Source organism: Streptomyces sp. 184, from assembly GCF_045781775.1.
GTDB lineage: Bacteria > Actinomycetota > Actinomycetes > Streptomycetales > Streptomycetaceae > Streptomyces.
In genome coordinates this window covers 6543509-6567093 of record NZ_CP123230.1, presented here as the reverse complement: position 1 = coordinate 6567093, position 23585 = coordinate 6543509, and the positions used below count along the sequence as shown (strand labels likewise).

Below are 23585 nucleotides of genomic sequence, written 5' to 3'. Positions count from 1 at the left end.
AGACGATCAGTTCGACCGCGGCCCGCGAACTTCTGCCGGTCCGCTGGGGTTAGCCCGAAATAGTCGTCGCCCGATGTAACGATTCCGTTCTAAAACCCCGTTCCCTTGGGGCATTTGAGGTTCGCGGGACGAGGGGAGTCCATAGGATTCCGAGCGGCTCGTCGAGCCCGGAGCGAAGGCGTTCTTACGGCGGGGGCATCCGAGCCTTGACCAACCCGCCCGGAGGGGATTTTCGACCATGACTTCTGTTCGGAGGCCGTCACATCGTCGGTCTGCTCGGCTCACCGCGGCCGTGCTTGCCGCGGGCCTTGCCACCGCCGGTGCGATAGCCGGCGCCGGTCCCGCGGCAGCGCAGGAAGCGCCGCCTGCCAACGGCGCCACCGCCACCCTGGGCGGGCTCACGATCAAGGACACCGCCATCGTCCACGGCGACAGCGGTGACGACGAGATCGGTGCCGGTCTGTTCGAGATGGCCGTCGACCAGGGCGGCTCCATCCAGACCTACTGCATCGACTTCGGCAACCCCACCCAGCCGGAGGCCAAGTACCAGGAGGTGCCCTGGAGTTCCTCGTCGCTCCAGAACAACCCCGACGCGGGGAAGATCAACTGGATTCTCCAGAACTCCTACCCGCAGGTGGACGACCTCTCCGCGCTCGCGGAGACGGCCGGTGCGGGTGAGCTGACCGAGAACACCGCCGCGGCCGGCACCCAGATCGCCATCTGGCGCTTCTCCGACAAGGTGAACGTCGAGGCCAAGGACCCCGAGGCGGAGAAGCTGGCCGACTACCTGGAGGCCAGTGCCGAGGCCATCGAGGAGCCCGCGCCCTCGCTGAACCTCGGTCCGACGGCGATCTCCGGCAAGTCCGGTGAGAAGCTGGGCCCGGTGACGGTGAACACCGACGCCGCCAGCGCCGCGCTCTCGCTGTCGCCGGAGGCCGAGTCCGCCGGCGTCAAGGTCGTGGACGCCAACGGCGAGGCCCTGGCCAGCGCCGCGGACGGCACCGAGGTCTTCCTCGACGTGCCCGCCGGTACCCCCGACGGGTCGGCGACGCTGACCGCCGAGGCCACCACCCAGGTGCCCGTCGGCCGCGCCTTCGCCGGCGTCGGTGAGCACGCGAAGAGCCAGACCCAGATCCTGGCCGGCTCCAGCGACACCACCGTCACCGCGCAGGCCACCGCCACGTGGGCGAGCAAGGGCCCGATCCCGGCGCTGTCCGCCGACAAGAACTGCGCCAAGGGCGGCGTGGACGTGACCGCCGAGAACAAGGGCGACCAGCCCTTCTCCTTCGAGCTGGCGGGCGAGTCCCACACCGTGGCCCCGGGCGAGTCCAAGACCGTGCTGGTCGAGGTCGCCGAGGACCAGGCGTACGAGATCACCATCAACGGTGACGACGGCTTCAGCGAGAAGTTCACCGGCGTGCTCGACTGCGAGACCGCGGGCAACGACACTCCGGCGCCCAGCGAGCCGAGCCCGGCTTCCGCGGGCGGCTCCGCCGGTGACGACTCCGGCGACGACGGCGGCGACCTGGCGAACACCGGTGGCAGCAGTGCCACCCCGGTGATCGCGGGCGTGGCCATCGGCCTGGTCGTGGTCGGCGGTGCGACCGTCTTCCTGCTCCGCCGGCGTGCCGGTGGCGGCGCCGACGCCGCCTGACGGCTGACGCTCTGCACGACGCATCCGCACGACAGAAGGGGCCGGATCCCACGGGATCCGGCCCCTTCTCGTGTCCCCTCCCGCCGTCCCTCACACGCCCCCGCGCGGCCCGCGAAAGGCCCGTCCTGCGCCCCGCCGGCCGCCCCGGCGGTACGGGCCCCGCCCCCGCACCCCGTACGCCCCGCAGAGCCCTCGCACAGCCCCCGCCGGGCGCCCCGCCGCGCCCCCGGGCGGCCGCCCGTGCCGTCCCCGGCGCCGTGGGCGCCGGGCGCGCACCGGGGCCGTTTTCGTACGGGGCCGCGCGTGCGGCAAGATGGGTGCATCTGCCCACCTCGCATCTGCCGGACGGTTTCTCTTGGCTGAGTTCATCTACACCATGCGCAAGGCACGCAAGGCGCACGGCGACAAGGTCATCCTTGACAACGTCACCTTGAACTTCCTGCCCGGCGCCAAGATCGGTGTCGTGGGCCCCAACGGTGCCGGGAAGTCCACCGTGCTCAAGATCATGGCGGGCCTGGAGCATCCGTCGAACGGCGACGCGTTCCTCTCCCCCGGCTACAGCGTCGGCATCCTCCTCCAGGAGCCCCCGCTCAGCGAGGACAAGACCGTCCTGGAGAACGTCCAGGAGGGTGTCGCCGAGACCAAGGGCAAGCTCGACCGGTTCAACGAGATCGCCGAGCAGATGGCGACCGAGTACACCGACGCGCTGATGGAGGAGATGGGCAAGCTCCAGGAGGAGCTGGACCACGAGAACGCGTGGGACCTCGACGCCCAGCTCGAACAGGCCATGGACGCCCTCGGCTGCCCGCCCGGCGACTGGCCCGTCACCAACCTCTCCGGCGGCGAGCGCCGCCGCGTCGCGCTCTGCAAGCTGCTGCTGGAGGCCCCCGACCTCCTCCTCCTGGACGAGCCCACCAACCACCTCGACGCCGAGTCCGTCGCCTGGCTGGAGCAGCACCTCGCGCAGTACGAGGGCACCGTCGTCGCCATCACCCACGACCGGTACTTCCTCGACAACGTCGCCGGCTGGATCCTGGAGCTGGACCGCGGTCGCGCCTTCCCCTACGAGGGCAACTACTCCACGTACCTGGAGACGAAGGCCGCGCGCCTGAAGGTCGAGGGCCAGAAGGACGCCAAGCGGCAGAAGCGCCTGAAGGAAGAGCTGGAGTGGGTCCGCTCCAACGCCAAGGGCCGGCAGGCGAAGTCCAAGGCGCGTCTCGCCCGCTACGAGGAGATGGCGGCCGAGGCGGAGAAGATGCGCAAGCTCGACTTCGAGGAGATCCAGATCCCGCCGGGCCCGCGCCTGGGCAGCGTCGTCGTCGAGGTCGAGAAGCTCAGCAAGGGCTTCGGCGAGAAGCTGCTCATCGAGGACCTGTCCTTCACGCTCCCGCGCAACGGCATCGTCGGCGTCATCGGCCCCAACGGCGCCGGCAAGACGACCCTGTTCAAGATGATCCTCGGCCAGGAGAAGCCGGACTCCGGCAGCATCCGGGTCGGCGACACCGTCTCCGTCAGCTACGTCGACCAGTCCCGCGGGAACATCGACGCCAAGAAGACGCTGTGGGAGGTCGTCTCCGACGGCCTCGACTACATCAACGTCGGGCAGGTCGAGATGCCGTCGCGGGCGTACGTGTCCGCCTTCGGCTTCAAGGGCCCGGACCAGCAGAAGCCCGCCGGCGTCCTCTCCGGCGGCGAGCGCAACCGGCTCAACCTGGCCCTCACACTCAAGCTCGGCGGCAACCTGCTGCTGCTCGACGAGCCGACCAACGACCTCGACGTCGAGACCCTGTCCTCGCTGGAGAACGCGCTGCTGGAGTTCCCGGGCTGCGCCGTGGTCATCACGCACGACCGCTGGTTCCTGGACCGCATCGCGACGCACATCCTGGCGTACGAGGGCGACAGCAAGTGGTTCTGGTTCGAGGGCAACTTCGAGTCGTACGAGAAGAACAAGATCGAGCGGCTCGGCCCGGACGCCGCGCGCCCGCACCGCGCCACGTACAAGAAGCTCACCCGTGGCTGACGTGGCCCGGCACGTCTACCGATGCCCGCTGCGGTGGGCGGACATGGACGCGTACGGCCACGTCAACAACGTGGAGTTCCTCCGCTATCTGGAGGAGGCCAGGATCGACTTCATGTTCCGGCTGGCGCCCGACGAGGGCGCCGCCGGCGGCGGCACGTCCTTCGCGGGCGGCTCGGTCGTGGCCCGGCACGAGATCGACTACCGGCGCCAGCTCGTGCACCGGTACGAGCCGGTGACGGTCGAGGTGTGGGTGACGGAGATCCGGGCGGCGGCGGCGACGCTGGCGTACGAGGTGAAGGACGGCCCGGAGGACGGCGGCGCGGTGTACGCGCGGGCGTCGACCGTCATCGTGCCGTACGACTTCGGCGCCGGCCGGCCGCGGCGGATCACCGCGGAGGAGCGGGCGTTCCTGGAGAAGTACCTGGGGCCGCCGCCGGCGGGGCGCGGCGAGCGGGGAGCGCACGGAGAGCCGGGGGAGGCAGCGGCGGCATGACGCGGCGCCTGGTGTTCGCCGAGGGACGGCAGGCGGAGGGCCTGGCGGTGTTCCTGGGGCGGCTGTTGCGGTACGACAGGGGCGCGGCGGTACGTCTCCGGGTGGCCCCCGGCGCCGCGGGCGGGGGCGCGGGAGCGGCGCTGGCCGTCTTCGGGCACGCGCCGGCGCTGGAGGTGATCGTGGTCCGTACGGCGCTGCTGACGGCCGCGGCGGCGGAGCTGGACGAGACGGTGTCGGCGGGGGAACTGGCGGAGGCGATCGACGCCGCCGCCGGAACGGCGAACACCGATACGGCGAACGCCGCCACCGAGAACGTCGCCACCGAGAACGCCGGCACCCAGAGCGCGGGAGCGACGAACGCCCCGGCGGCGCACCCCGGTGCCGGTCAGGGCGAACGCCGGCCCGCGGGGGACGCCGCCGGACGGAGCGCCGGGCCCCGGCCCGTACGCGGGGAGTTGGCCGTGGCGCTGCCGGAGCCCGTGAGCGGGCCCGGGTGGGCCGGGCTGCTGCCGCCGCGCGGCGGCTGGGAGCCGGTGGCCGGGCTGCCGCGCCCGGAGGAGCTGCACGTCGCGGTGGTGGCGGGCGTCGCGGAGTTCAAGGCCCGGGTGGAGGCGCTGCCCGAGGAGAAGCGGACGCGCGCCGAGGTCGACCGGATAGGCGGCGACATCTGGAGCCGTCCGCTGGGCGGGACCCCGCTCCCGCTGCGCGCGGCCCACGCCGCCCGCGTCTTCGGCCTGCTGCCGCCCACCGCCGACCCGGCCGAGCCGACGCTCCTCGCCGCCGGCAACTGGCTCCGCCTGCGCACCCCGTACGGCTCGGTGGCGCTGCGCCGCACGGGCGGCCTGGGCCGCCTCGGCGTCACCCCCGTCTGACGCAGCCCGCCGGGGCGGGCGCACCCGGAGTCCCGCGCCCCCCGGCCCGACCGGCGCGGGCCCTACTCCTGGCCCTCCCGGTCCGGGCTGACCCGGATGTGGTCCTCCTCCAGGTCCAGGACGACCCGCTCCCGGATGTCCAGGGCCTCCGTGTACCGCCGCGGCAGTTGGAGCCGCCCCGTGCGGTCGACCGCGGCGTACTCGCGGGCCACCACCCGCTCCTCCCCGCTCGCGTCGACCTCCGTGCGGCGTACGACCTCCGACGCCATCCGGCCGTCGCGGATCGCGACCGTGCGGCGGACCTGCGTCGACACGGCCTGGTCGTGGGTGACGATGACGATGGTCGTGCCCAGCTCCTCGTTCGCCGTGCGGAAGGCGGCGAAGATCTGCTCCGCCGTCGCCGAGTCCAGCTCGCCCGTGGGCTCGTCCGCCAGGATCACCGCCGGGGAGTTGGCCAGCGCCACGGCGATCGCCGCGCGCTGCTGCTCGCCGCCGGACATCTGCTGCGGGCGGCGGTCGCGGCAGTGGGCGAGGCCCAGGAGGCCCAGCAGCTCCTCGGCGAACGCCACCCGCCGGCGGCGGGCGTGCCGGCCGCCGCCGCCCTCGCTGAGCTGCATCGGCAGCACGACGTTCTGCACGGCGGTCAGATACGGCAGCAGGTTGCGCGCGGTCTGCTGCCAGACGAAGCCCACGACCTCCCGGCGGTAGCGCAGCCGCGCCCGCGCGTCCATCGCCAGCAGGTCGAAGTCCGCGACCGTGGCGGTGCCGGCGGTGGGCACGTCGAGGCCGGCGAGGATGCCGAGCAGGGTCGACTTGCCGCTGCCGGAGGCGCCGACCAGGGCCAGCAGCTCACCCTCGGCGACCAGCAGGTCGAGACCCTGGAGCGCCTGCACCTCCACGCCGTCCGTGCGGAAGATGCGGACGAGCTGGTCGCAGGAGATCAGCGCGTCGTGTCCGTACGCCGGCTTGGCGCGCTGCTCCGCCGCCCGCCGCTCCAGCTCCTCCAGAGTCGTGCCGCTCGTCATGCCGCCCGTGCTCTCTCGCGTCTGCGCCATCTCACTCCCTCTCCCCGGCCCGCAGTTCCCGTACGGCCCGCCGTCTGCCGCCCCACCACGCCTGCACCAGCACCGCCGCCAGCGCCAGCCCCGGCACCGCCACGGACGGCAGCGCCAGCGCCAGCGGGTCCGCCCGCAGCTCCGCGCCGCCGGCGCCGAGCAGGTCGGGGCTCTCCTCGCCGAGCGCGAGCGCGCTCAGGTCGATGCCGGGCCCCAGCAGCCGTACGGTCACCAGCCCCGCCAGCGCCCCGACCAGACCGGCCGCCACCAACTGCGGCAGCGCCTCCAGCACCAGCAGCCGCCGCCCGTGCCGTCGGCTGAAGCCCATGGTGCGCAGCCGGGCCAGCAGCGCGATCCGCTCGGGCGCGGCCCGCAGCAGCGACAGCAGTACGGCGAGCAGGGCGTAGCCGGTGGCGGCGACGGCGGCGACGGCGTACAGCCGCTCGGCGCCCCGCTGGAGCTCCGAGGCGGCCAGCTCGTCCGTCACGTCGCCGCGCAGCAGCAGGGCGGCGCCGGGCGCGGAGTCGCGGGCCAGGGCGCGCAGCGCGGCGCGGTCCAGGCCGCCGGCTGCGGAGAGCAGCAGCGTGTCGGGCCGCGCCTCGGTAAGCTCCTCGGTGCCGGGCAGTTGCCGCGCCACGCTCTCGGCGTCCACCACCGCGAACTGGCCGCCGGTCAGCGCCGGCGTCACCGGCCGTACCTCGGCGACCTCCGCGGTGATCCGGCCCCGGGACGACTGGAGCCCCAGCGTGCCGTCGCCGATCAGGTCGGCGACGCCGGGGGAGACGAGCGCGGGCAGCGCCCTGCCGCCGTCCTCGTCCCGCAGCCGCCCGGCGTCGAAGGTGCCGAGGCCGAGGTCCGCGCTGAGCCGCGCGTACGCGGCGGCGTCGACCGTCAGCAGCGTGACGTCGCCGCTCAGCCCGATGACCTGGAGCCCGCTCTCGGTGCTGACGGAGGCCACGTGCCGTACGCCGCCGACCTTCCGCGCCCGGTCGGCGAGCCCGTCCGGAAGCGGTGCGGCGGAGGTGAGGCGGGCGTCACCGCCGACGCTGCGCAGCGAGGCCGTCTCGCGCGCGTCGGCCACGCCCGCGAGCACCGAGCCGCCGAAGGAGGCGGTGGTCAGCGCCACGAGCAGTGCCAGCAGCGGCAGCGCGGACGCCGCCGGGGTGCGCCCGGCGCGGGCCAGCGACAGGAAGCCGATGGCCCCGCGCGCCCACGCCGCGGGGCGGGCGGCCAGCCGCAGCGGCAGCGGGTAGAGGCGTACGAACACGGCCGCGGCGACGATCCCGACGAGCACGGGCGCCGCGCTGACGAGCGCGTCGGCGCCGCCGTCCGCGCTGCCCCGGCGGCGCAGCACCACGATGGCGCCCACCGCCAGCACCACCGCCGTCAGCTCCGCCACCAGCCGCTGCCGCGAGGGCCGCGCCCGGACCAGGTCGGTACGGGCCGGGGGCCGCGGCCGGCGTACGGCGGCCACGGCGAGCGCCGGCAGCGCGCAGAGCGCCAGCAGAGCCGTCGCGCCCGCGGCGAGCAGCGCCGGGCCGTTCCGCCCGTCGGGCAGCAGCAGCACGGCGAGGCCGCAGCCGGCCGCGGCGGCGGGCAGGACGGCGGCGGCGTTCTCGGCGAGGAGGCGTACGGCGATGCCCTTCAGCGAGCCGCCGCGCGAGCGGAGCAGCGCCAGCTCGGCGCGGCGCCGGGCCGCGGCGAGACCGCCGCTGATGCCCAGCACCACGGCCGCGACGGCGCCGACGCCGAAGGCCGCGACGGCCACGACGGGCGTGACGGCCTTGCGCAGCCCCGCGTAGCTGTCGAGCAGCCCGGTGGTGCCGGTGGAGACGTCGAGCCGGCCGCCGGTGCGCGCGCTGAGCCGCTCGTAGCCGGGGCCCTCCTGGAGGCGGGACAGGGCGTCGAGCACGGCGGGCACGTCGCGGCCGGTGAGCGCGCCGCCGGCCACGGGCACGTTCCAGTACGGCGAGGTGCCCGCGTCCTCGGTGGACAGGCTGAACGCCTGCGTCTCGGTGAAGAGCGCGGGGCCGCTGGCGGGGTGCAGGAGGAAGGCGGCGGCCCAGTAGCGGTGCGGGTCGAGCGTGGTCGGCTTCTGGCGCAGCTCGGGGGTGCGCAGGAGGGGGTCGACGGACCAGTAGTCGCTGCCCGGCGCCTTCGGCTCGACGATGCCGGTGACGTGGACGACGACCGTGCTCTCGGCCTGCGGCAGGTGGACGCGGGAGCCGACGCGGATGTTCAGCTTGTCGGCGGTCGCGGCGGAGACGGCGGCCTCGAAGACGACGTCGTCCCCGCCGCCGCGCGCCGCGCCCGCATGGCCGGGCGCCGTCGGCTCCGGCAGCCGGCCGTCGATGACGCGGGCGCGCTCCTCGACCCCGGCGCGCGCGTCGAGCTGCACCTCGGGCCGCTGCCCGTCGGTCTTCGGCAGCCACGGGTCGCGGGTGACGAGCACGGGGTCGGTCCGTACGCCGTACGAGACCTGCCCCCGCTCGGCCCGCAGCGGGTCGCGGAACTCCCGCAGTACCGGCGCCAGGAACGCCGCGACGGCCGTCCCCGACATCGACTCCGCCTGGTCCTCGAACATCACCTCGGGGTCCGGCTGCGCGGTCAGCGCCACGTTGCGCTCGGCGGCGGTGGCGCCGTCGATCAGCCGGCGGGCCTCGCGGTCCTCGTACGTGTCCACACCGCGCGGGAACGCGGCGGCGAGGAACGCGGTGACGAGCACGAGCAGCGCGAGCGCGACCGCGCCGCCCGGCGCGGCCCGCAGCCGGGTCCGCACCCAGGGGGCGGCACCGGGGCTCTCCGGGGCCTCCGGCGGGTCCTGTGCGGGGGGCATGTCACCGACCTCCCGGTGTGTACGGAGCCGGCCGGACGGCGGCACGTGCGGACGGCATGTCACTCGCCTCCCAGGCGCAGGGCCGTCGCCGGATCGCCGCGGCGCAGCGCGACGAGCACGGTGACGAGGACGGGTACGGCCGCGACCGCCGCGAGCAGGGCCGCCACCGACCCCGGCGGCAGCTCCACCACCACCGAGGGCACCGGCTGGGTGGCCCGGCCGGTGAGGGTGATGAGCGGGATCACCGCGCGGGCCAGCGCCCAGCCGAGCAGCGTCCCGGCGGCCAGCGCGAGCGTGATCAGCACGGACTGCTCGGCGGCGAACGTACGGGCCAACTGCCGCTGCGGCGCGCCCAGGGCGCGGAGCACGGCGAACTCGCGGGTCCGTTCGCGTACGGAGGCCGCCGCGCTGACGGCGAAGCCGAGCGCCGCCAGCACCGCCGCGGCGACGGCGGTGGCGGCGAGCGCGGCCTGCGGGCCCGCGCCGAGCGGGTCGCTGCCGAGTTCCGCGGCGAGTTCGTCGCGTACGAGGACGTTGGCGGGGTCGGTGTCGGCGCGGCCGCGCAGTGCCGCGACGGTGGTGTCGGTCCCGTCCGGCCCCGTCGTCAGCCACCACTCGGTGGGCAGCAGCGTGGCCAGGCTCCGCTGGGTCAGCGCGCGGTTGGCGGTGGGCAGGTCGAGCAGCAGCGCGCCGCCGAACCGCGCGCGCGACGGCTCCGCGGCGGCGGCGGGCGAGCCCGGGCCGGTGGTCGGCAGCTCCCGCACCGACCCGGCGATCTTCACGGAGAGGCTTCCGCCGGGCACGGGGACGCTGATGGTGTCGCCGACCTTCGAGCCGGTGGACCGCAGCATCCTGTCGGTGGCCAGCGCGGTCAGCGGCGGGGTCGGGCCGCGGGCGGCGGTGACGGTGAGGGTGACCAGCGGCGGGCCGCTCCAGGAGTCGTAGCTCTGGTCGCCGGTGTCGTAGCGCACGGAGAGCGCGGAGCGGTCGGTGGCACGGGGCCGGTCGACGACCGCGGTGGAGATCTCCTCGGGCAGCGCCTCGGGCTCGGAGGTCGCCCGCCCGTGCCAGGTGAACCCGTCCGGCACCGGCACCTCCCGGGCCTCGTCGGAGCCGGTCTCCGCGCCGTCCTCGCCGCCGAGGGGCCTGGCGACCTCGACGCGCTCGACGTCGAGCCGCCGCTCCCCGCCGTCCCGCGGCTGCGGGTGTACGAGCCGGAGCCCGGTGAGCCGCAGCGGCCCCGCGGGGCGGCCGTCGGGGGCGCCCGCTGCGGCGGCGATGTCGGCGGTGAGGGTGTGCGGGCGGCCGTCCGCGGGGAGGTCGCCGGCGGGCAGCTCGTACGCGGCCCCGTACCGGTCCTCGACGAGCGCCGTCACCGCGGCGCTCCCGCGGGCGCTCGCGTCGGCGCCGAGCCGCGCCACGAGCCGCAACTCCCCCGGGGACCCAGGCAGTTCCAGCCCTCCGGGCCCCGCCGCCCGCTCGCCGGGCGAGGAGCCCCCGGTGTACGCCGCCGGGTCCGCCCCGTCCGCTGCCTCGTCCGCCGGTGGGGCGAGCTTGCGCAGCAGCTCGGCGCCCCGCGCGCCGTCCGCCAGGTCCTTCCGCAGCCGCAGCCCCTCCACCGCCCCGGCCGTGTCCAGGGCCAGCACCTCCGCCGACTCGCCGCCCGACAGGCTCATGCCCCACCGGGCCGCGGGCGCTGCGGCCGTCACGCCCGGGACGCGCTCCATCATGCCGCCCTGGCCCAGCTCGGGAAGCCGGCTGGTCAGGACCCGTACGTCCGTGCCTGCGTGGAAGTCCGCCTGGTCGCGCTGCGAACGGTCCCACGAGGCGCCCTGTGCCAGCGCCAGAATCCCGATCGCCACCGCCAGCACCAGCAGCAGTACGGGACCCGCGCCCCGCAGCGGGCGGCGGCTCAACTGCCAGCCGGCCAGCGCCGAGGGCAGCCCCCGCCCCGCCACCGCGCGGCGCTCCGCGAGCCGGGCGACGGGCGGCAGCAGGCGCAGCGTCAGCACCGTGCCGGCCAGCAGCGCCAGCGCCGGCGCGGCGACCAGCACCGGGTCGATGCCCAGCGTGCCGGAGCGGTCGCCGCTGAGGGTGCCGCTGCCGGAGGTCTGCCGGTCGAGCTGCCAGTACGCCACCCCGGCCACCACCAGCAGCGCCCCGTCGGCGCCCGCCCGCAGCGGCGCGGGCAGCGCCCTGGCCCGTACCGTACGGCCCGGGGACAGCACCCCGTCCGAGCCGCCGCCACGCAGCAGCGTCGGCGCCACCACGGCCGCCGCGCAGCCCAGCGCGCAGCCGGCGGCGATGAGCCAGGTGCCGCTGCCCGCCGCGGAGTCCGGGGTGAGCCCGGCCCGCTCCAGCGGGCCCCGCGCGGACAGCAGCCGGATCAGCGGCCCGGCGAGCAGCGGCGCGGCGATCGCGGCTGGCAGCGCGAGGAGCAGCGACTCGGCGGCGGTCAGCACGCCGATGCGCTGCCGCGAGCCGCCGCGGGCGCGCAGCAGATCCGTTTCGCCGCGGCGCTCCGCGCCGAGCAGCCGGGCGACGAGCATCAGCGCGTACCCGGCGAGCAGCACGAGCTGGAGGGCGACGATCAGCAGCGTCGACCGGCTGACGAGCAGCGCCCGCTCGGTGCCGTCGAGGAGCTGCGGCAGCCGGGTGGCGGCCACCGCGCGGCCGTCGAAGACCGGCTCGTCCGCGAGCGCGCCGGACGCCTTCTTCACCGAGGCGCGCAGGGCGTCCGCGCGGTCGGCGGTCATCGTGTCGAAGTCCCCGCGCAGCACCCACGCCCCGGCGGCCTGTGCCACGCGGCCGGAGGCGAAGGAGCCGGGGTCGGTGAGCAGCGGGCCGTAGGTGGTGTAGCCGCCCTGCTGCACGCCCTTGCCGCGCAGTTCGTCGGCGAGCCAGTAGGGGGCGTCGCGGTCGCGGGGGCGGTAGACGCCGGTGATCTCGACGGGCAGCGGGGGGTCGTCGTCGCCGCGGCCGGCGAGGGTGAGGGTGTCGCCGGGGGCGAGGCCGAGCCGGTCGGCGGCGATCTGCGGCACGGCGACCGGCACGGCGCCACCGCCCGAAGCGGCAGCGGAGTCAGGCGCTTTCTCCGCCGCCCCCGGCCAGCGGCCCGCCGCCAGCGCGACCTCCGACCGCTCCAGCGCCCCCAGATGCGTCAGGTCCGGGTCCTCCCCGGCCCGCGCCGCCGGCGGCTGGAGCCGGCGCGGCAGCTCGTACGGCCCGGAGCGGTCCAGGCTCTGCACCCGTACCGGCAGCCCCGCGAAGGCGTCGCGCGCGTTCTTCCCGACCGCCTCGGCCGCCGCCGCGCGGTCCTCGCCCGTCAGATACGGGGCCTCCAGGGTCAGCGCCGCGTCGGCCGCCGCGTCACCCGCCAGCGTGCGCCGCAGCGCGGCGTCGCCGACGGTGCCGGAGAAGGCGGCGAGCGTGGCGAGTACGGCGGTGGTGAGCAGGACGGCGAGCAGAGCCGCGGCGAGGAGCAGCCGATGGGCGCGCGCCCGCAGCAGAACGAACCCCGTCACGCATCCCCCTGACACCACCGTCGAATTGTCTGGATGCTGTCAGAGCACGATCGGCCGCGGTAGCGAGGGGAAAGGGAATTTGACCTGATCGTGACCGGCCCCAACCCGCGGGTACGGAGCGGAATCCGCCGGTCAGCCGGGGGCGTTGACCATCGAGGCGGCGGCGTACACGAGGTAGTCCCAGAGCTGCTTCTCCTGCGCCGCGGGCAGCTTCAGCTCGTCCACCGCCGCGCGCATGTGGCGGAGCCACGCGTCGTGCGCCGCGCGGTCCACCGTGAACGGCGCGTGCCGCATGCGCAGCCGCGGATGGCCGCGCGCGTCGCTGTACGTGCGCGGGCCGCCCCAGTACTGCATGAGGAAAAGCGTCAGCCGCTCCTCCGCCGGGCCGAGGTCCTCCTCGGGGTACATCGGGCGCAGCAGCGGATCCTCCGCCACGCCCTGGTAGAACCGGTGGACGAGGCGGCGGAACGTCTCCTCGCCGCCCACCTGCTCGTAGAACGTCCCCGGCGGCGGCGGTCCCACTGGAATCTCAGTCATCGCTCCCATCGTCTCATCCCGCCCGGCCGAGGACCGAAGTCGTAGGACCCGGGCCCGGCCGGCCGCGAACCCCCACCCTGCCCTGACTCTCCGGGAAAAGCAGTTGCACCGGCGGTCCGCCCGCAGCCAGGGTGCGGTGGTCACCGGAACGGAGATCGAACTCCCCGTCGCGGACGGGGCCCTCTCCGGTGTGGACTTCGGCGGACACGGTGAGGGCGTGCCGCTTGTCAGCCCCCACGTCTGCGAGGAGTTTGCCGTGCACCCTTCTGCTGCCCCGGCCGTCAGGGAGATCCCCGTGGCGGACCGGGATGCCGGCCCCTACGGCATCGCGACCGGCCCCGACGGTGCGCTGTGGCTGACCTTCGCGCACAGCGGCCGCATCGCGCGTCTCACCCTCGACGGCGAACTCGACGCGTACCCCCTGGACTCGCCCGAGTGCCGCCCCGCGGTCATCACTCCCGGGCCGGACGAAGCGCTGTGGTTCACCCGGTCCCGGGACCACCGGATCGGCCGCATCACCGCCGGCGGCGAGACGGAATCCTTCCCCGTACCGACGCCCGACAGCGGGCCCTTCGGTATCGCCGCCGGGCCGGACGGGGCGCTGTGGTTCACCGAGATGAACACCGACCGTATCGGCCGCGTCACCTGCGAGGGAGAGATCACCGAGTTCGTCCTTCCCCATACGGGCGCCTACCCCTCGGCGATCACCGCGGGCCCCGACGGGGCCCTGTGGTTCACCCTCAACCAGGCGAACGCCATCGGCCGCATCACCGTCGATGGAGACATCACCACCCACCCGCTGCCCACCCCCGGCGCCGCACCCGTGGGCATCACCGGCGACGGCGCCGCCCTGTGGTTCGTCGAGATCGCGGCGGGCCAGATCGGCAGGATCTCGGTGGACGGCGAGATCACGGAGTTCCCGCTCCCCGACCGCACGGCCAGACCCCACGCCATCGTCGCGGCGGCCCCCGGGGACCTCTGGTTCACCGAATGGGGAGCCAACCGCATCGGCCGCATCACCGACGGCGGCGAGATCGCCGAGTACGGTCTGCCGTCACCGTCGTCCGAGCCGCACGGCATCACCGTAGGCCCCGACGGCGCCCTGTGGGCGGCCCTTGAGACGGGAGGGGTCGCGCGGCTGGAACCGTAGCCCGGGGCCGGCGTGGGGCCCCGTCAGTCGGCTGGGCTTCGCCGGGCCGCGGCTGGGCGCGCCGGGTCTCCGGCAGGTGTGGGGCGGAGGTGTTCCACCGTCACGCGCACCCGGCGGCCCAACCGCCGGTGCATCGCGGTCGCGACGGTCGCGGACACCCGGCCGTCGACGCTGCCCACAGCTACGGTGACCGGCCCGCCACCCGGCCCGCTGCGGAACGCACGCACCACGGGGACGATGCCCTCGACCAACTCTGGAAGACCGTCCGCGCCCGGCACCAGGGGGGCGCACGTGTCACAGATGGTGATGCCGATGAGGCTGTCAGGCTCCAGCTCCAAGGAGTCGCCGAACTGACGCAGGTCGAGGGTGATGTCCGCGGCGGGGATCGGACCGCGCCCGTAGGTGAAGCTCGTGACGCGGACCGCCGCGGGCGGTTCCTCGGCCGACTCCCGTACCTGCTGCTGCTTGGCGCCCTTGACGTTGCCGTTGGTCATCGTTCTTTCCTCGTCCCTTCGTGGTGCCGTGGGGTCGGTACGCGTGGCGATAGCGGCGGGCGTGCGGGGTGGGGGCGCCTGTAAAGCTCGTGGTTCGCGGCCGGTCGGCACCCCTGCCAGAACCCACGGCAACCTCGCGAGCACGTCACGGAAGCCGTTCATCGTCTACGGCCCGATGTCGTGTCGGCGGACTGCTCGTACGCCGACGACGCTGTGGCCGCGGGGACAGCCAACTGCGCCCACACGCTGGTACCCGCGAGCCTTCGGACCGTGCCCCACCGATCCGCCAGTTCTCCGACCAGGAACAGCCCGCGACCGGAGAGAGCGAATGCGTCGGTCTGGTCGGTCTGGCGGTCGGCCCAGTCCGGCCGGGCCGGGCCCTGGTCGATCACTCTGACCGTCAGCCGCCGCAGCTCCCGGCCGGTGAGCTGAACAGCCACGATGATCTGTGAACTGTCCGTGTGCACGCAGGCGTTGGTCGCCAGCTCACTGGCGATCAGCACGGTGTCGTGGGCCTGGTCGGGCGGGATCTGCCAGGCGGCCAGCCAGGACCGGACGAAGCCCCGCGCACACCCGGGCGTCGTGGCGCAGCCGCCGGGCAGCACGGCGCACGCGCGTCGACGGCCGCGTCGGGCGGCAGCCCGAGCTGCGAGGAGATCGTGGGTGACGTCGGCGACGGTCACGACCCGGGGCCGGATCATGTGCACACCCGCCCGGCGGGAGCCGACGCCTTCGGTACGCGGTCTCGCCCCAGGCGGGCCGCAACGTCACGCCGTAAGGCCCTGGTCGTCCGTAGAACGTCGATGCAAGGTGCATCACAGGAGGTCGTTCGGGGGCTGCTCTGACTCGGCATCAGCGGCCTCGGCTTCGTCGGAGGGTATTGCGGAGGACGGACCTCCGCCGGGCCAGCGACCCGGCACGTACGAACGAGGGCATGACTGCAATATCGAGCACAACTTGCTCGAAGAGACAGAACACTTGTTTTATCGCCAGTACTCCGCGTGACTGGCACAATGCTCCCCATGACGCACAAGAAGCTCCCTCCGCCAGTCATGAGGCGCCGCGTAGGTAGCTTGCTGCGCGATTACCGCGAACGAGCCGACCTCGCGCCCGGCGCAGCCGCCAAGCGGCTCGGCTGGGACTCCACGCGGCAAGGCCGCATCGAGCGCGGGATCTACCGGGTGCCCGAAGGCGACATGCGCAAGATGCTGGAGGCGTACGGCATCCACGAGGACGAGGATGCTGTTCGCGAGTTGGCCGCGGCCTCCAACGAGGCACCGGGGGCGGGCTGGTGGGCCTCGTACATGGGTCAAATCTCCAATGCTCTCCTCGACTTCATCACCCTTGAGTCGAAGGCGAAGAGGATCCAGGTCCAGCACCCGGCGATCATCCCCGGGCTGCTCCAGGCGCCCGGATACGTCAGGGAGATCTTTAACAGCCCTCTCCACCCGGACAACCGCGAAAGGTCGGGCATGTTGAGCGCCATCCGGATGGCGCGCCAGGAAGTCCTGCACCGCCCCGGCAGCCCGGTCCAACTCCACGCGCTGATCTCCGAAGCCGCTCTCCTTCACCGCTTCCCCAACGCTCCGGGGGTCATGAAGGAGCAACTACGCAAGCTGGCCGACGACGCCGGGCAACCCAACATCATCGTCCAGATTGTCCCGGTAGACGTGCCCGCTTACGCGGCTGCAAACCAGGCCATGACCATCTTAAACTTCCGCCATCCCTGGCCCACGACCGTTTCTATCGATAGCTCCCTGGGTGGCAGTTTCCTGGATGACCCAGCCGAAGTGAGCGACCTCTCCGTTGTGTTCGAGGAGATCGCCAAGGTCGCACTTCCCGCGGACGAGTCGCGGGATCGCATCAACACTCACCTGGAGGGGAACTTTTGATGACCGGCTACGTCCGTACCGATGAGAAGACTGGCCTGACCTGGCACAAGTCGTCCTACAGCGGCGGGGAGCAGGGGCAGTGCGTAGAGGTTGCCGAGACGGCCAGGGCGATCCAGATTCGGGACTCCAAGAACCCTGACGGTTCTTCGTTGGTTTTCACCCCTGCCGAGTTCAGCGTTTTCATTCAGTTCGCAGCCGAGTTCGACGTCTGACAGCGGGGATGTTCTTGACGGGTACCTGAAAGGACTGCGCAAATGACCACGAAAGTCGGACGTGCCCTGTCACCTGAGCTGGAGGGCGCCATCTGGAAGAAGTCCTCACACAGTGGAGGAAGCGAAGGGCAGTGCGTCGAGTACGCCGACGTGACCCAGACGCATGCCGGTATCGCAGTTCGTGACTCGAAGGACCCTGACGGTTCTGCCTTGTTGTTTACGCCCGAGGCGTTCAACGGATTCATCGCGGCCCTGAAGAGGTACGAGTTCGACCTGCCCTGACCTGACCTGGCGCATCCGATGAGGAGCGGCCCGCCTCCCCACTCGTGACAGGGGGGCGGGCCACTTCTCGTGCAACGGACTTGTCCGGTGAGCGACAGCGAACGCGAGTCGCCCAGAGGAGGTGTTCACCTCCGCGACGCCGCCGCTGCCCGAGACCACGGACCAAGGCGTGGCAGACGCCATCAGGTCAGCGGCCTCCCGAACTGAAACACAGCCGCACGATCAGCTCATCGGCTGCCGTTTCAGCAATTACAGGCACTACGCGGCGTACCCGCCCGTAATGAGATCCTTGGTGATGAAGTTGAGATAGTACTGCGCGCCGTCCCTGACGTTGGTGGCCACCACGAGCCACTCTCCGCCCTCGGTCCGCTTCCAGTCGGCCTGGCACCCCGTTCTCACGAAGCACACCCGCACGAACACGTCCCATCCGGTCCGGACGTTGATGTCGGAGCAACTGCTGGTGGTCGTCAGGTAGTTACCCGTCGCCGGCACCGGGTAGCTCACATCGCCCTGGTACTTGGTGAAGCTCTTCGCGTCGCCGTAGCAGGACATCGCTGTCCTGCCATCCTGTTGCGTCGCACCCGCCGGCACGGCACCGACGGCAAGCGTGCCGACGAGTAACGCCGCTCCAGCCGTCGCCGCGGCCACTCGATTGAATTTCATGAGGGAATCTCTCCTCTGCGTGTATGTGGGAACCACATGGACCTAGGCGTTCGGCGGTCGAATTCAGGAACCCGAGCCATTCCGGACCGGCGACCAACCAGGTCCCGCGCGAAAGAAGGTGCCGCCGGTCGCCCACGCCGCTTCGCGCTGGCAAGTATCCACAGCGTCTCGGGGACCGGTCCCGGGTCGATGCCGGTGAGCCCTTCCGGGAATGCGCTACGAGGCGTCCCAGCGGAACAGCCGGTGCGCCAGCGCCGTGAACACCGCCGCCGTCAGCAGCAGCACGCCCATCGCCGGCAGCGCGTCCGACCAGCTTCCGCCGCGCGTGAGCACGTCCTGCGACGCCTGCACCAGGTGCTTGAGCGGCAGCGCCTCGGAGATGTTCTGCACCCACGGCGGTGCGTCGTCCATCGGGAAGAACGACCCGGACAGGAAAGCCATCGGCAGCACGATGACCTGCGCGAGCCCGTTGGCGGCGTCCTCGGTCTTCGCCCACGCGCCGATCGCGAAGCCGATCGACATGAACGCCACGCTGCCGCAGGCCACCAGCGGGATCACCAGCCACCAGTCGCCGGTCAGCTTCAGCCCGTAGTACGGCACGGTGGCCACCAGCAGGAAGATGGCGGTCTGGCCGAAGGCCAGCAGCATGTTGACGCCGAGGCGGGCGGAGATCACCGGTCCGGCGCGTACCGGCGCCAGCCACAGCCGCCGCAGGATGCGCTTCTTGCGCCAACTGACCAGCCCGAGCGCCGCGCTGAACACCCCGCCCATCGCGACCGCCCAGCCCAGCAGGCCGGGGGTGAAGAACTGGATGGCCTGGAGCGACTCGTCCTCGACCTGCCCGCCGGTCAGCGTGTACGCGGGCGGCTGCCCGGTCGCCGCGATGCTGGCCCCGTCCACGACCGACCGCAGGACGCCGCCGACGCTGCCCGCCTGCACCGGGTCGGCGGCCGAGACGCGCATCTGCACCCTGCCGCCGGGCTCCTCCCACACGGCGGCGTCGGCGTCGCCGTCGCGCACCTTCTCCAGCGCCTCGGCCCGGTCCGCGGACTTCTCGATCTCCAGGACGTCGTCGAGGCCGGCGCGCTGCTTCGCCGACATCTCGTCGAACACCTCGACGGCGCCGACCTGCACCACCGTGGCGCGGGAGACGCCCGCGTCCTTGAAGAGCACGCCGAACAGGGCCAGGAACATCAGCGGGAAGACGAGGATGAAGAACACGGAGGCGCGGTCGCGCAGCAGCCCCAGCGCCATGGCCTTCGACAGGCTGACGAACGGCTTCACTCGCGGTACTCCCGCCCGGTCAACTGGAGGAACACGTCCTCCAGCGAGGCCACTGCCAGCTCCGCGACCAGCTCGGCGGGCGGGCCGATGCGCAGGATGCGGCCCGCGTCCATCACCGCGACGCGGTCGCAGAGCACCTCGGCCTCGTCCATGTAGTGCGTGGTCAGCACGACGGTGCGGCCCGCGGCGTTGATGCCGCGCAGCAGGTCCCACAGGTTGCGCCGGGCCTGCGGGTCGAGGCCGGTGGTCGGCTCGTCGAGGAAGACCAGCTCGGGGTCGTGCACCAGGGCGCAGGCGATCGAGAGCCGCTGCGCCTGCCCGCCGGAGAGCTTGTCCTCGCGGGTGCCGGCCTTCTCGGTGAGGCCGACCTCGGCGAGCATCGCGTCGGCCCGCTCGTCGCCGACGCCGTAGAGGGAGGCGAAGGTGCGGATCTGCTCGCGGGCGGTCAGCTTCTCGAAGAACGCCGACGCCTGGAGCTGGACGCCCATGCGCCGCAGCAGCGTGGGGTTGCGCGGCCACGACGGCTCGCCGAGGAGCAGCGCGCGGCCCTCGTCGGGGCGGCGCAGGCCCTCGACCATCTCCAGGGTGGTGGTCTTGCCGGCGCCGTTCGGCCCCAGCAGCCCGAAGAACTCGCCCTCGCGGACCTCGAAGCTGACCCCGTCGACCGCGCGCACGTCGCCGTAGCGCTTGTGCAGGTCGGTGACGGAGATCGCGGCGGTCATGCCGCCGACCCTAGACCCGGAGCGGCGGCTTCGGGAGGGGTGGGGCGCCGCCGTTTCCCCAGTTCGGGGACGGTACGGGGACGGGGAGTGGGACGGAGGGCGGGCCTGGGGCGCGGTCGGGGCGCGGGCCGGGGCCCGGGTCGGTCTCAGCCGCAGATGCCCGTCATCCACGGCCGCCGCTCCTCGTAGTCCTGCACCTCCTGGATGTTGCGCAGCCACGGCAGCGGGTCGAGGGCGTCGGCGGCGAGGTACTGGAGCGCGGCGCTGTAGAACGCGTCGCGTACCGCCGGCGGCATCACGTCGGAGGCGTCCAGGCAGCGCGGCAGCGCGGTGTCCTCCAGGTCGCGGACGATCCGCAGCGTCACCGGATCCTCCGGACGCGGCATGCCCCGCTCGGAGTTGGCGCTGTACAGCGGCGACTCCGAGGCCGCGGCCCAGGCCCGCTGCCCTTCCCGGGAGGCGAGGAACCGGAAGACCTCCCGCGCCTTGGCCCGGTCGTCGAAGAGCGCCGCGAAGTCCCCGCTCACCTCCCGCCCGCGGGGCACCGTCGTGCCCGGCAGGTACGGGGTCGAGGGCGCGTAGTCCGCCCGGCCGGCGGCGTCCCCGTACAGGTCGCGGGCGAACGAGCCCTGGTGCTCCGCCGCACACCGCTCGCCGGTCCCCTCCCGCCCGCCGAACAGCAGCCCCTCCGCGCCCGCGGCGCCCCGGTGGTCGTTGAGCAGCGCCCAGCGCGCCGGGTCGCTGCCGGCCGACTTCAGCACCGAGCCGAACGCCGTCCAGGCCCGGACCACGGGCTCCGCCGTCCAGGCCAGCGCCCCGCTCGCCCAGCTCGCGTACGTCCGCGGCCCGGCGGTCTGGAGCAGCAGGTCCTCGATCCAGTCGCTGGCCGGCCAGCCCGCGGCGCCGTCGTCGCCCATGCCGACGCACCACTGCCTGGCGCCGACGGACTCCGGCCTGCCGTCGGCCGCCCGGTACCAGACGATGCTCTTCAGCGCCGCCCGCACCGGCACCCAGTACACGCGCCTGCCGGACTCCCCGGTGGCCCGCGGCGTCCACGGCGCGGCGTAGTGCCCCGGCTCGTACAGCCCCCGCCCGTCGAGGGGCTGGAGCCGGCCCTCGGCGGCGTAGTCCGCCAGTTCGCCGGTGCCCGGCATGATCACGATGTCGGGCGGGGTGCCGGCCAGCACCTGCGAGAGCAGCACCTCGCGCTGGGCGGCGGTGCCCTGGTAGACGTAGTCGAAGTCGCGGCCGTCGAGCAGCTCCTCGAAGGTGTCCTCCTGCGTGCCGGTCCACGGCCCGAGCACCGTGACCGGCCGGTCCACCGCCTCGTCGACGGGCGGCTGGCCGCCGACGCAGCCGGCGAGCACGGCCGCCACGGCCGCCGCCACGAGCGTCCGGCGCAGCCGGGGCCTCCGAGGCATGGCTAGTCCTTCCCGTAGTCCGCGTAGAGCCGCCACAGCAGTCCGCCCGCGGCGCAGGCCACGGCCAGCCCGCAGCCCGCCGCCAGCCACGGCATCGCGCGGGTGGCCGCCGAGGTGGACGCGATGAGGCTGCGCACGGTCGCGGCGCCGGCGTCGATGCGGTCCCGGTCGTCGGTGCGGTCGACGGCCGCCAGCTCGGTGTGGATCGCGTCCAGCGTGTCCTGGGTGTCGTACGTCGCCGCCAGCGGCACCGTGGCCAGCACGCCGACGAGCACGAGCGCCACCGCCAGCCAGCCGCTGAACAGCCGCCCGCAGTACCGCCACAGCACCCGCCAGGCCAGCAGCAGCACCAGCGCCAGCAGCAGCAGCGCCGCCACCGCGACGATCCAGCCGGCCTTCTCGGCGGCGCTCACGTCCGTCCGGTCCTCGATGTTCGCGAGCTGCCGGTCCTGGAGGCCGGCGAGCCGCGGGAGGATGCCGGTGACCTCGCGCGTCAGCACCGTCTCGGCCTCGTAGAGCTTCTGCTCCCGCATCGGCCGGTCCGCGGCGTCCCGGTAGTAGGCGGCGTCGGTTATGGCGTCCTGGTACGAGTCGTGCAGCACGTTCAGCACCTCGACGACCCGGCGGCCGTCGTCGCCCTCGATCTGCCGGTCGGACAGCCGCGACAGCGCCTGGCGGGCCGCGCCGCTCTGCTGCCGGTAGCGCTCGCCGGGGCCGACGGTGTCCATGAGGCCGTCCTCGTAGGAGCGGCGCACCTCCGCGTCGGCGGCCAGCAGCGCCGTGCGGAACGCGACCGCGTCCTGGACCGCGGGCACCGAGCGCGCCTGGAGTTCGGCGGGCACGCGGTGCACGGTGTCGTACGACACGAGCAGCGCGGCGGATCCGGCCGCGCCGAGCACCAGCACCGCGGTGAGCAGGCGCAGCAGCCGGTACTTGACGGTCTTCGGGAAGAGCAGCGCGCGGACGAGCCGCCCGAGCCGCGCTCTCACCGCCGGTCCCCGGCGGCGGCCAGCGGGGTGCCGCAGACGACGCAGTACACGGCGGCGGCCGCGGAGACCCGGGCGCAGCCCGGGGCGGGGCAGGGGATGCCGGCGGGCGCCGGCGGGCCGGCGTCCAGCGGCCGGTCCTGCCCGCGCGACAGCCGGCTGCGCAGCACCGCCGTCCGGTCGACGGTGGCGCCGGCCCGTACCCGTACGACGCCGTTGGCCGCGTCCAGCACCTCGGCGACCCGGTTCAGGTCGTGGTCGAGGAAGTCCCGGTCCTTCAGCGCGTACGCGAGCTTCGCCGCCTCGCCCAGCATCTCCCGTGCCCTGCGCAGGTCGCCGCGGGAGATGGCGGTGCAGCCGGCGTTGAACGCCTCGGCCAGGTCGTCGCGCAGCAGGTACGTGGCGCTGGCGCCGCGGGCCCGCACCCGGCCGGGAGCCGCGTCGTACGACCAGCACACCCGCACCGTCGCCGCCGCCCGCCCCGGCAGCGCCGCCACCCCGGGGCCCAGCGAGACCTCGGCCAGCAGCAGGTCGGCGTCGAGCATGTCGGCCTCCCGCCCGGCGGCCGGGTCGCCGTCCGGGCGGGCCTCGACCGACAGGATGTAGCGGCGGGCGCCCGCGTCCCACAGCCGCGTGGTGAAGACCTGCCGCCACGGGTCCGCGCCGGCCGGCCGCGGGTCGCACCGCAGCTCCCGGCTGACGGGGGCCGCCTCGCGGAACGACAGCAGCGTCACGCCGGTACGCAGCCGCACCTCGACCGGCACCGCCGGCACCCGGGTCGCGCGCAGCCGTCCGGCGATGTCCGCGAGCCGGGCGGCCAGCGGCTCCGCACCCTCCGCCAGCTCCGCCCTGCCGTGCAGCCGGGTCGCGATCCGGGCCGGCAGCGCCGGCTCCCAGGCGCCGCCGACGCCGATGACGTCGCACGTCAACTCGCCGACACAGGCGTCGATCGCGGCGTCGAGGCGGCCGTCGTCGTGGCCCCGGCCGTCGGTGACCACGAGCAGGTGGGTGATCCGCCGCGGCGCGCGGGCGGCGTGCGCGCGGGCGGCGTCGAGCCACGCCGCGTAGCCGCCGGTCCCGCCGCCCGCCGGGCCCGCGCCCCCGGCGGGCAGCAGCCGCTCCGCCTCGAACCGCGCGGTGTTGCGGCTGATGTCGTCCGCGTACGCCCAGACCTCGCTGGCGTCGTACGGGTAGCAGATCCGCGGCGCGCCGCCGCCGTGCAGCACGGCGAACGACGTGCCGTCGGGCAGCGCCGCGATCGCGGCGCCCACCGCCCGGCGGGTCTCCTCCAGCCGGTGCGGCGCGAAGTCGAGGGCCACGACCACGCCGGTGTCGGCGGGCGCCGGGACCGGCCCGCCCGCGCCCTCGGCGGTCACCTCCACGGTGGTGTCGACGGTGTGCGCGGCCACGTCGGCCCGCAGCCGGTGCTGCGCCTCCGCGGCGTCCGCGAGCGTGACGCCGAACCGCAGCGTGTCCATCGGGAATCGC

20 protein-coding genes are annotated in these 23585 nt (G+C 74.0%); 8 read left to right on the top strand and 12 right to left on the bottom strand.

Features of this window, described 5'->3' with window-relative positions; translation table 11 throughout:
* The first annotated feature begins 238 nt into the window (after positions 1-238).
* From QBL21_RS27885 to QBL21_RS27870, 4 genes are all read left to right on the top strand, one after another.
* Complete coding sequence (locus QBL21_RS27885; RefSeq protein ID WP_407564989.1) at positions 239-1654, top strand: Cys-Gln thioester bond-forming surface protein; 1416 nt, start codon at positions 239-241, stop codon at positions 1652-1654.
* 355 nt (positions 1655-2009) lie between these two features.
* Positions 2010-3674: an energy-dependent translational throttle protein EttA gene (ettA, locus tag QBL21_RS27880; protein ID WP_407564988.1), complete on the top strand. Its 1665-nt coding sequence runs from the start codon at positions 2010-2012 to the stop codon at positions 3672-3674.
* A 1-nt stretch (position 3675) separates the two neighbouring features.
* The gene (locus tag QBL21_RS27875) at positions 3676-4167 is read left to right on the top strand and encodes an acyl-CoA thioesterase (RefSeq protein ID WP_407566585.1); all 492 of its coding nucleotides are present in this window, start codon (positions 3676-3678) and stop codon (positions 4165-4167) included.
* A complete protein-coding gene (locus QBL21_RS27870; protein WP_407564987.1) occupies positions 4164-5039 on the top strand; it encodes a hypothetical protein in 876 nt (291 codons plus the stop codon). The genes QBL21_RS27875 and QBL21_RS27870 overlap by 4 nt, the downstream gene beginning before the upstream one ends.
* A gap of 62 nt (positions 5040-5101) precedes the next feature.
* Here QBL21_RS27870 and QBL21_RS27865 read toward each other — a convergent pair whose 3' ends face one another.
* From QBL21_RS27865 to QBL21_RS27850, 4 genes are all read right to left on the bottom strand, one after another.
* Positions 5102-6064 (bottom strand): ABC transporter ATP-binding protein, encoded by a 963-nt coding sequence (locus tag QBL21_RS27865; RefSeq protein WP_407566584.1) that lies wholly within the window; start codon positions 6062-6064, stop codon positions 5102-5104.
* A gap of 31 nt (positions 6065-6095) precedes the next feature.
* Positions 6096-8930, bottom strand: a complete 2835-nt coding sequence (locus tag QBL21_RS27860) for a hypothetical protein (RefSeq protein ID WP_407564986.1) — start codon at positions 8928-8930, stop codon at positions 6096-6098.
* A 59-nt stretch (positions 8931-8989) separates the two neighbouring features.
* Positions 8990-12454, bottom strand: a complete 3465-nt coding sequence (locus tag QBL21_RS27855; RefSeq protein ID WP_407564985.1) for an FtsX-like permease family protein — start codon at positions 12452-12454, stop codon at positions 8990-8992.
* A 132-nt stretch (positions 12455-12586) separates the two neighbouring features.
* A complete protein-coding gene (locus QBL21_RS27850) occupies positions 12587-12991 on the bottom strand; it encodes a globin (protein ID WP_407564984.1) in 405 nt (134 codons plus the stop codon).
* Between the two features lie 136 nt (positions 12992-13127).
* Between QBL21_RS27850 and QBL21_RS27845 the strand changes: the two genes are divergently transcribed.
* Positions 13128-14141, top strand: coding sequence for a virginiamycin B lyase (locus tag QBL21_RS27845; RefSeq protein ID WP_407564983.1), 1014 nt, complete (start codon positions 13128-13130; stop codon positions 14139-14141).
* 23 nt (positions 14142-14164) lie between these two features.
* Here the strand turns inward: QBL21_RS27845 and QBL21_RS27840 are convergent, their stop codons facing one another.
* On the bottom strand, positions 14165-14635 hold the full coding sequence (locus QBL21_RS27840) for a hypothetical protein (protein WP_407564982.1): 471 nt from the start codon (positions 14633-14635) through the stop codon (positions 14165-14167).
* 158 nt (positions 14636-14793) lie between these two features.
* Complete coding sequence (locus QBL21_RS27835; protein ID WP_407564981.1) at positions 14794-15336, bottom strand: ATP-binding protein; 543 nt, start codon at positions 15334-15336, stop codon at positions 14794-14796.
* Between the two features lie 321 nt (positions 15337-15657).
* On the opposite strand from QBL21_RS27835, the gene QBL21_RS27830 reads away from it, so the two are divergent.
* The 3 genes from QBL21_RS27830 to QBL21_RS27820 are packed head-to-tail and all read left to right on the top strand — an operon-like array spanning position 15658 to position 17021.
* Entirely contained in the window at positions 15658-16527 is an 870-nt protein-coding gene (locus QBL21_RS27830) for a helix-turn-helix domain-containing protein (protein ID WP_407564980.1), read from the top strand.
* Positions 16527-16739 carry a DUF397 domain-containing protein gene (locus tag QBL21_RS27825; RefSeq protein WP_407564979.1) on the top strand — a complete coding sequence of 71 codons (213 nt, stop codon included), beginning with the start codon at positions 16527-16529 and terminating at the stop codon, positions 16737-16739. Before QBL21_RS27830 ends, QBL21_RS27825 begins: the two co-directional genes overlap by 1 nt.
* A gap of 42 nt (positions 16740-16781) precedes the next feature.
* Positions 16782-17021 (top strand): DUF397 domain-containing protein, encoded by a 240-nt coding sequence (locus QBL21_RS27820; protein WP_407564978.1) that lies wholly within the window; start codon positions 16782-16784, stop codon positions 17019-17021.
* Between the two features lie 258 nt (positions 17022-17279).
* Here QBL21_RS27820 and QBL21_RS27815 read toward each other — a convergent pair whose 3' ends face one another.
* The 6 genes from QBL21_RS27815 to QBL21_RS27790 all read right to left on the bottom strand — a co-directional run bounded on the left by QBL21_RS27815 (position 17280) and on the right by QBL21_RS27790 (position 23575).
* Positions 17280-17684: a hypothetical protein gene (locus QBL21_RS27815; protein WP_407564977.1), complete on the bottom strand. Its 405-nt coding sequence runs from the start codon at positions 17682-17684 to the stop codon at positions 17280-17282.
* 216 nt (positions 17685-17900) lie between these two features.
* Positions 17901-18968, bottom strand: coding sequence for an ABC transporter permease (locus tag QBL21_RS27810; protein ID WP_407564976.1), 1068 nt, complete (start codon positions 18966-18968; stop codon positions 17901-17903).
* Entirely contained in the window at positions 18965-19690 is a 726-nt protein-coding gene (locus QBL21_RS27805) for an ABC transporter ATP-binding protein (RefSeq protein WP_407564975.1), read from the bottom strand. Before QBL21_RS27805 ends, QBL21_RS27810 begins: the two co-directional genes overlap by 4 nt.
* 146 nt (positions 19691-19836) lie before the next feature.
* On the bottom strand, positions 19837-21111 hold the full coding sequence (locus tag QBL21_RS27800; RefSeq protein WP_407564974.1) for an extracellular solute-binding protein: 1275 nt from the start codon (positions 21109-21111) through the stop codon (positions 19837-19839).
* Positions 21112-21113: 2 nt separating this feature from the next.
* The gene (locus tag QBL21_RS27795; protein WP_407564973.1) at positions 21114-22100 is read right to left on the bottom strand and encodes a hypothetical protein; all 987 of its coding nucleotides are present in this window, start codon (positions 22098-22100) and stop codon (positions 21114-21116) included.
* A complete protein-coding gene (locus QBL21_RS27790) occupies positions 22097-23575 on the bottom strand; it encodes a hypothetical protein (protein ID WP_407564972.1) in 1479 nt (492 codons plus the stop codon). Before QBL21_RS27790 ends, QBL21_RS27795 begins: the two co-directional genes overlap by 4 nt.
* Positions 23576-23585 lie beyond the last annotated feature (10 nt).